The organism is Modestobacter sp. DSM 44400 (genome assembly GCF_900107175.1).
Lineage (GTDB): Bacteria > Actinomycetota > Actinomycetes > Mycobacteriales > Geodermatophilaceae > Modestobacter.
Window position 1 is genome coordinate 1 of sequence record NZ_FNOZ01000085.1, and the last position, 8765, is coordinate 8765.

The 8765-nt window shown below is 72.4% G+C and carries 6 protein-coding genes; 2 read left to right on the forward strand and 4 right to left on the reverse strand.

Translation table 11 applies throughout. The features are described from left to right. From BLW04_RS23780 to BLW04_RS23800, 4 genes are all read right to left on the reverse strand, one after another. The coding region (locus tag BLW04_RS23780; RefSeq protein WP_217631243.1) for a VOC family protein at nt 1-221 on the reverse strand (221 nt) is incomplete at its 3' end. 588 nt (nt 222-809) lie between these two features. Further along, on the reverse strand, nt 810-1904 hold the full coding sequence (locus BLW04_RS23790) for a plasmid pRiA4b ORF-3 family protein (RefSeq protein WP_091547954.1): 1095 nt from the start codon (nt 1902-1904) through the stop codon (nt 810-812). Beyond that, a complete protein-coding gene (locus tag BLW04_RS23795) occupies nt 1901-2935 on the reverse strand; it encodes an SEC-C metal-binding domain-containing protein (RefSeq protein WP_139307007.1) in 1035 nt (344 codons plus the stop codon). Before BLW04_RS23795 ends, BLW04_RS23790 begins: the two co-directional genes overlap by 4 nt. A gap of 266 nt (nt 2936-3201) precedes the next feature. Next, on the reverse strand, nt 3202-3918 hold the full coding sequence (locus BLW04_RS23800; protein WP_217631244.1) for a helix-turn-helix transcriptional regulator: 717 nt from the start codon (nt 3916-3918) through the stop codon (nt 3202-3204). A gap of 399 nt (nt 3919-4317) precedes the next feature. On the opposite strand from BLW04_RS23800, the gene mobF reads away from it, so the two are divergent. Together mobF and BLW04_RS23810 are read left to right on the forward strand one after the other, a co-directional pair. Next, on the forward strand, nt 4318-7962 hold the full coding sequence (gene mobF / locus BLW04_RS23805; protein WP_091547950.1) for a MobF family relaxase: 3645 nt from the start codon (nt 4318-4320) through the stop codon (nt 7960-7962). Nucleotides 7963-8126: 164 nt separating this feature from the next. Next, complete coding sequence (locus tag BLW04_RS23810) at nt 8127-8342, forward strand: helix-turn-helix transcriptional regulator (RefSeq protein ID WP_091547952.1); 216 nt, start codon at nt 8127-8129, stop codon at nt 8340-8342. Nucleotides 8343-8765 lie beyond the last annotated feature (423 nt).

The window sequence follows — 8765 nt, forward strand, 5'->3', positions numbered from 1 at the left end:
GGGGACCGCCACCTCAAGTTCCACGAGACCCGGGACAACCTCGGCCGCAGCATCGCGATCTCACAGTGCGCGCCCGGGATGCCGCAGACGGTCTCCACGAACTCGCCCTCCACGGATCCGGTGCCCTCGACCTCAAGACCCAATCCGACGAAGAACGCCGTCGCCGAGTCGAGATCCGCGACGGTGATGCCGATGTGGTCGAAACGTTGTACGTGTGCCATGGAATCTATCCTCCAATAGTTGGCTGCCGATTCGATGCTGGGACGGAGCCAGGGCTGGGATCCGACATGTTCTCGCCGCAAGGCCGCCGGTCCCTGGGATGGCGTTCCGCAAAGGGGAACCCCAAGCGGGAACACCCCTGGGCAGGGCGCGTGCCCCTCGGTCGGTGTCCCGTAAGACCCGTCCGGTGAGCCGTCTCGCATGGGGAGGACAAGCGGAACTCCCGTGGGGGGCCTCCTCTTCTCCAAGAACATTGAGTCTCTTCTCCAAAAACATCGAGTCCGAATACGAGCGGGCGGTTGTCGCGGCCGATGGGCATGGCGATCGCCGGACTTCACGGCCGTCGACGACACGACGGGCACGACGATCTATCGGGACCACTTGGGACGGTCCAACGACCGAGGGGCGGCGACCCTCGGCGCCGGCAGATCGACCTCGCGACCGCGATCGTGGAGCGCGTCCCCCTGCTCACGCACGATCTCGCCGACTTCGAGATCATCAAGGACCTGGTCCACGCTCGGCAGCCGTGACAACCGTCCGCGGCCGCCGCCCGTCAGGGGTGCGAGGACGCTCGTGCAGGAAGGCATCGTTCAGGAGAGGTCCGCGAGCAGGGGTACGCCGGGCAGTAGGGAGCGGTCCGACGGTCCGGCGGTCCACGCGGGCGAATACGTCGCGAGCATGTCCAGGCCTGCCAGCTGGTGCGCCAGGCGGTACAGGTCGTGTTGGACGTCGGTGGCCGTCATCGGGTCGTTCCCGCGGCGCCAGCCGTGGCTGAGCATCGCGAAGATCTCGGCAGCCAAATCCTGGGTCTTCAGCGGTCCCCGCGTGGCGACGAGGGCCACCGCGCGCTCGGCGACGAGCGTGTCGAACTCCCGCGGCGGGAACCAGGCGCGCAGCCGGCGGACTGTCTCGACCTCGTCGCCTGCGGCCTTGGTCGGGTGGAGCACGCCGTTGGCGAGCCGCAGCAGGCCGACGTGGCGGAGGATCACGTGCAGCGCGGCCAGCGGCAGCAGGTCCTCCTCGATCGACGCCGGACGGCCGAGCGGATACCAGTCCGGGCGCTGTTCCTGAACGGCCCGCACCACGGCGCGGGGTAGCCGCCCGCCCGGTGTCAGCTTGACGCCGCCGGTCAGCAGGCCGAGCAGTAGGCAGACGCTCGCGGGGACCTGCCCGACAACGTCGCGCACCCGGCGGTCTGTGGCCGTCCGGTCGAACGGGCGCAGTCGGTCGCCGACCCACTCGCGCATCTCCGCGTGCTCTGGATGCCGCGGGTCGGCCAGCGCTGCCAGCAGCTCGGCGTACCCGCAGGGGCCGCCGCAGTCCTCCGGCGGGCACGCGCCCTCCCCGTCGACGCAGCCGGCCGCATCGCCGCCGGGGCCGAGCACCTCGACGTCGTGGGTCCAACCGTCGCCGAAGTCGTAGAGGTAGGTGAAACCCGACGGCAGCGCGGACAGCCGCACTCCCCGCTCGTCGGTCTCGCCCTCGTCCGCCCAGGCGTCGTCGCTCGGGATCGAGTAGACCGTCGAGTGGGTGCGGTACTGGTGCAGGTGCGAATCGGTCCAGCCCAGCGCGAGCTGCAGCACCTCGTGCAACTCGTCCAGGGTGATCGCGGCCGGGACGTCGATCACCCGCTGCACCTTCGGGGTGACCTCGCGCAGGGTCACTTGGAGTCGGGTGGTCTTCACCGCACACCGCCTGCGCCCGGTGCGCCGCAGCACTGCTTGTACTTGCGCCCCGAGCCGCACCAGCACCTTTCGTTGCGGCCGGGCGGCCAGGTGATCACCCGCGTCGGGTCGCGGCCCAGGTCGGCCGCGTACCGGGCGCGCAGCTGCGCGGCCTCGCCCTCCTCTTCGTTCGCCTGCCGCCAGGCTGTGTACTCCGCCCACCGCAGCGGCGCGATCCGCAGCGCGGTCATCCCGGCCTCCCGCGCCTCGCGCAGCCGCCCCTCCATCCGGCGGCAGTAGGTCGCATGGTCGACGACGCCACCGGTCTCGTCGCGGGCGGCCGGACCGTCGGCGATGTCGGGCCAGCGCCGTTTCAGCTGCGCGTACTCGTCGCCGGGGAGCCACGCCCAGGCAACCGGCGGCTGCCCGGCGTGGCCGCGCGTTCCCTCAGCCGGCTCCCTCGCCGGCCCCGGGCGGGGCGCCGACGTGCGCGCCACCGGCCGAGGCTCGGCGAACTGCAGCCGGTCCGGCTCCCGCCCCACCGCGGCCAGGCTCTCCGCCCGCAGTTCCCGCAGCTGACGGACCAGCCGCTCCGGGTCTCCGGTGCGAACCGCAAGCTCGAGGCCCTTCGTCAGCCAGCCGAGCGCGAGCTCGTGCTCCCCGATCGCCGCGTACTCCAGCCCGGCGTTGTTGTAGAGCCACACGTCGTCCGGCGTGTCACGGGCGACCTCGTCCCAGATCGCCGCCGCCTCCTCCAGTCGCCCGTGGCGGGTCAGGATCTCCGCCCGCCGGCAGCGCGGATCCGGCTCGCATTCGTAGCCCTGTTCGACCAAGGCATCTGCGTGCCGCAGCGCGTCCTCCACCCGGCCCAGCCGGTCGTAGGCGTCGGCGAGCTCGTCGTGCAGCTCCAGCACGTCGAGGTACTCCTCTGCGGCCGGGTCGGCCTCGCAGGCAGCCAGTGCCCGCTCCAGCACCTGTGCGTACGCCTCCGGCGGGCCAGCCGCCGCCTCCCTGAGCTCGCGGTAGACACGGTCCGCCTCGTCCACATGCACGGCGCCATCATCGCTGACCCGCGCCGCGAGCAACCGCAGCCCCGAAAGGGAGCCCGCCTGTCCTGGGGCGGCGGCGCAGGGCTGCCAGACCGCCGGCCCGACCGGGCGCCCAATTCCCCCTCCAGTGGGACTGCAGTTCTGCCGGTGTAGTCGACCCGGCGAGGGCCTCGACGCCGATAACCAATGGGCCGCAGGTCGGGTTCCCCGTGCGGGCGGCGGGTGTCCGTGGCCGTGCCTTCGCGATCGCGGGGGGCGATGCGCCTGAGTTACTCGGCGACACCGATCATGTAGTGGAAGTTGCCCGCACCCACCGCGCGCTCGAGTTGCCGGAGGACGGGGGTCGGGTTGTCGTTCGGCCCGGAGATGAAGAACGGCTGGCCATCCCGGCCGAACCGGATGGCGCTGGGGCCCTCCCACGGGCCGAGGTGTCCGCGGGTGTCGGCGAAGTCGGCCTCCGCGGCGGGTTCGAAGCCCAGGCTGCGGGCGTAGTCCACGGCGCCGAGCACCAGGTGCTGCGCCAGCTCCAGCGGTGCCGCCACCGGCCGGATCCCGAACACGGCAAAGAAGTTGCGGACGGTCATCGGCAGGTTGGTGCGGTAGGTCCGCGTAGGGCCAAGGTCGTTCTTGACCCCAAGGCAGTAGACATCGACCAGCCAGGCGCAGACACTGACCCGGCTCCGGCCGGCCTCGCGCGCCAGCAGTACCCCGACCAGTCCGGACGAGGCGTCGTCGTCCCCCGGCTCGTCGCGCCACTCGGGGTGGTGGCCGGTGACGGTCAGCCCGGCGCTCCAGCCGGAGCTCACCCAGCACTCCACGACCGGAGTCCGGGTCGGGTCGGTGGTCTCCGCCGCGGCCACCGCCTTGACCAGCTGCTTGACCCGCGCCGGCGGCAGCCCGACCGCGCGGGCGATCTCCTTGGGCGACAACCCGCGCTGACGCAACTTTCGGACCCGCTCCAGCTCTTCTCCACCGCCTTGCCCCATGCCGCCAGTCTGGCGACCTCCCAGCCAGCCCGACACCCCGGCTCGCCTCGCGTGCCGTCGGGCCGCTGCATCCGCCACGCCCAACCCGGCATGATCATCCGGCGCTCCGCGCGTCAACGTACGGCCCGCCGGTAGACGGCCGGGGAGCCACTCCGAAGTCGCTCAGCTTCTTCCACGAATAGGACACCCAACCATTATCAAGCACCTTCGACGACTCAAACTCAATACTTCTCGTACCGGCCGGCAATCGAACTACTCTGGTCCCGCGAAAGCCTTTCCTCAGCGACGGCACGCATGCTACCAATAGCGGTAGTCCGGCCCCCGCTTCGCGGGGGCCATTGGCACTTCTAGGGGTGACGCGTTGGTCATTGTTGGGCGGTGTTGGCAATGCGCGGCGGAATGAAGGTCTATGCCGGTGCACCGGCCGCTGCCCGGCACTACGTGGAGGCCGACCGGGGTCGGGCGGATGACTACTACCTGGCCGAGGGCACCGGGATCGCCCGTCGCTACGCCGCCGCCGACGGTCGGGTGGAGGAGCAGGCGCCGCTGTCCGGGGATGCCTACGAGGCGTGGGTCGCCAGCCTCGATCCGGACAGCGGCATGGCGCGGGGACGACTGCGCACGGACGACCGGGCGGTGCGGTTCGTGGAGGTGGTGGTCAACGGACCGAAGTCGTGGTCGCTGGCGGCCGCGCTGCACCCGGAGATCGCCGAGGCGTATGACGCGGCGCAGGACCGCGCCGCCACCCAGGTCATCGGCTGGCTCGCCGAGCATGCGACCACCCGGGTGGGCCCGCGGGGCGGGCAGGTGCAGGTGCCGGTCGAGGCGTTGGAGGCGGTGACGGTGCGGCACTACACCTCCCGCACGGGAGATCCGCATCGGCATCTGCACCTGCAGATCAACGCGCGGGTGTTCGCCGTCGGGAAATGGCGCGGGCTGCACACCGTCGGCGTCCGGGATTCTCTGGCGGCGATCAACGGAATCGGGCACGCCGCGGTCGTGACCGACCCACAATTCCGTGCCGCGTTGGCCGCGCACGGGTACACCGTGGACGGCACTGGAGAAATACGGCAGCTTGCAGACTATGTGGGGCCGTTCAGCGCCCGGGCCGCCCAGATCGGACGGAATATGGACCGCTACGAACGGGAGTGGACGCAGGCGCATGCCGGAGAACACCTCGGGCCGGCGCTGCGGCGGGCGTGGGACACCCGGGCGTGGGCCGAGGGCCGCCCCGGCAAGGTCACCCCGGCACCGGGCGAGGACCTCACCGCGCGGTGGCAGGGGGAGCTGGCCGCCCTGGGCTACCGCGACCGCAACACCCCCGTCGACCTAACACCCACCCCGGTCGGGGTGCTCGATCGAGACGCTGTGGTCGGACAGGTGCTGGCTCGGCTGGGTGCCGGCCGGTCCGCCTGGAACGCCGCCGACATTCGCGGGCAGGTCGAGCAGCTGATCGCCGTCGACGGCATCGTCGCCGCCGTCCCCGTCCGTGCCGAGCTGGCCGAAGACCTCACCGCCCGGGCACTCGAGCGGTGCGTGCCGCTGCTGTGCGGCGACGGCGGGCCACTGCCGGTTCCGGGCCACATCCGGGCGTGGACGTCCCAGTCGGTGCTCGATGTCGAGGCCGACCTGACCGCCCGGCTCGAGGCCCGCGCCCAGCAGATCGGCGCCGACGCCGGCCTCGGCACGGGGCCGGCGGCAGGCCCCGAGCGGCTGGACGTCGGGCAGGCGGCAGCGGTCGCCGCGCTGGCCGGCGACCGGCCGCTGGTGGTCATCGAGGGCGCGGCCGGCGTCGGCAAGACCACCACGCTGGCCGCCACCCGGGACGTACTCGACGAAGCGGGGCGCCGGCTGATGGTGGTCACCCCGACGTTGAAGGCGGCCAAGGTTGCCGAGCGGGAGGTGGGCGCCGCCGCGGGGTCGGTCGCGTGGCTGGCCTTCCAGCACGGTTGGCGCTGGAACCAGCACGGAGCGTGGACGCGGCTCGCCGTCGGTCAGGCTGATCCGCTCACCGGGCTGATCTACGTTGGACCGGGGGATGGGGCGCGGCTGCGGCCGGGGGATCTGCTGGTAGTCGACGAGGCCGGGATGCTCGATCAGGACACCGCCCGCGCCCTGCTGACGGTCGCCGACGAATGCCGGGTGCGGGTCGCGCTGCTCGGCGACCGGCACCAGCTCGCCGCGGTCGGCCGCGGCGGGGTCCTCGACCTCGCCGCCCGGTGCGTCGACCCGGCCGCGCACCTGACCCTGGACACGGTGCACCGGTTCACCCGCACCGACCGCACCGGCGTCAGCGTCCCGGATGCCGAGTACGCCGACCTGAGCCTGGCCATGCGCACCGGTGACGACCCCGGCGCGGTCTTCAACGCTCTGGCCGGTCGGGGCCAGATCCGGCTGCACGCCGATCCCGCCGCGTTGCTGGAGGCGCTGGCCGCGATCGCGGCCGGGCATCACCGCGAGGCCGAGCAGGTCGCGGTGGTGGTGGACACCCGCGAGCAGGCCGCCGAGCTCAACGCCGCCATCCGGAGGCAGTTGGTCGCCGACCGCCGAGTCGACGACACCGCCGTGGTGACCACCCGGGTGGGGCACCGGATCGGTGTTGGCGATCTGATCGCCACCCGCCGCAACGACCGCGACCTGGGCGTCGCCAACCGCGACACCTGGACCGTCACCGCCGTCGGCCGGCACGGCGAGCTGGTTGTCACGCCGGTCGGCGGTGTTCCTGCCGGTGTCACCCCGCGGATCCTTGGCGTTGTCACCCCGGCAGCACCGGCGGAGCGGGTGCTGTCCGCGGACTACGTCACCTCCTACGTGGAGCTGGCGTATGCCAGCACCGCGCACGGTGTGCAGGGCGACACCGTCACCGCCGCGCACCTGGTGGTCGGTGAGCACACCGGGGCGGCGTCGGCCTATGTGGGGATGACCCGCGGCCGGACTGCGAACACCGCCCACCTGGTGGCTGCCGGCCTCGACGACGCGCGGGAGCAGTGGATCGCCGTGGTCGGCCGGGACCGGGCCGACCTCGGCCCGACCCACGCGGCCGAGCTGGCCGCCCGGGAGGCCGCCGGCTACGCCGCGCCCCGCCCGCTGGAGGAGGTTCTCGCCGAGCTGCAGCAGGCGTGGTCGGCCGAGCAGCGCTACCTGGACCGGTTGGCCGTCCAGCAGTCGATGCGGGACGGGCTCCGGGAGCTCGTCGCGCTGCCGCCGGAGTCGACCGATCAGCTCGCCACACTCACCGGCACCTGCCGGTCCGCGGCCATCGTCGCGGAGCAGGCGAGGGAGCGGGCTGCCGCCTGCGGGGCGGTGGTCGCCACCGAGGCCGGTCGGATCCGCGACACGCTGCTCACGACGTGGGACACCGAACGCGACGCCGCGCGCGCAGCCGCCAGGGTGGTGCTGGACGGCACGGGCCGGCTGGGGTTCCGGCGCGCCGCCGTCGCCCGGGCCGGGCAGCAGCTCACCGACTGGGCGAACCGGTGGCGCCCACACCTACCGAACCTTCCGCGCGACACCCGAGAGCTCGCGCGGGCCGCCGGCTGGTTCGACGACCGGTCGGCGCTGTGGACGGCGTTCGACGTCTCCGCTCGCCGCGCCGCCGAACACGGCCACCCCGAACTGGCAGCCCTGAGCTCGGCCGCGGACGCCGCAAGGCACCCGCACGAGCAGGCCCGGCACGCCCTGAGCGAGGGCCGCCGCCGGCACGAGGAGCGGCCGACCCGCTTCGGTGCGCTCGTGTCGATTTCCGACCCCGCAGCACGGCTCGCTGACGCCGACGGCGACATCGCCGCCACGCACCACGAGCTGGTCGCCGTACGGGCGCGCATCGTCCAACTGAAGGCCGAGCCGGCCATCCTGACCCTGCCCTCCGACCGGCTCGCCCAGGAACGCCACGCCTGGCGCGGGCGGCGCGACGCCGAGCGCAACGAGCGGCAACCGATCACCCGACGGCCGACCGCTCCGGCCCCTGCAGTCTCCCGCCCACAGCCGGAGCGGCTGCGGTTGTCTGTCGGCCGTGCTGCTCCCGGGCCACACCTCGGGCGATGAGCACGGCTTGTCTTGCCGACCGGTCACGGGCCTAGAAGACCGGAAGCAGGAGAACTACTGGAGCGTCTCCGAGGGAGCTGGCGGTGGGCTGTCACCACAAGCCCCGAATGGACGCCTTTTGCGGTGACGGAGCCAATCCCAACCCACCATACCCGGAGCCAGCCATGCCCGACCACATTGCCGCCCACGAGCCCGAGCTGCTCACCATCACGGAAGCCGCGGAACTTCTCCGCGCTCCCGTCGCGACGCTCCGGTACTGGCGTCACCTCGGCTGCGGCCCGCGCAGCTTCCGCCTCGGCCGCCGAGTCGTCTATCGCCGCGCCGACCTTCTCGCCTGGATCGAGGCCCAGCACGACCACAGCGGATCCCGCAGGGCGTGACGTACGCGTCACCTCGGCGGGGTCACGCTCGCGCGTCGGGTCGGGGGAGCGGTTGGCGTTCGGGACTTGGGCCCGGCGAGCGGTAGTGCATGGCTGGATCTGAGAGAGCGTCTTCAAACTTGTGTGGTTAGTGGTCGGCGTGTGCTGCCGGTGATGTGAGGGAGCTCCTGGTAGGCGGATGGGTGTCTACGCCTCCCGCCCTCACCAGGAGCTCCGGTGTCAGTCTCGCCTGCCTGTTCGTGCGTGTCCTGCCCGACCCATCCCCGGACCACCGACAGCTCGATGAGCTGCGGTTTCTATCCATCCTCGTCGATGACCGACGCCCAATGGGCGGTGCTGGAGCCGGTACTGCCGCCTCCGGCCAGCGCTGCTGGGCGCGGCGGACGACCGGAGAAGCATTCCCGCCGATTGATCCTGGACGCG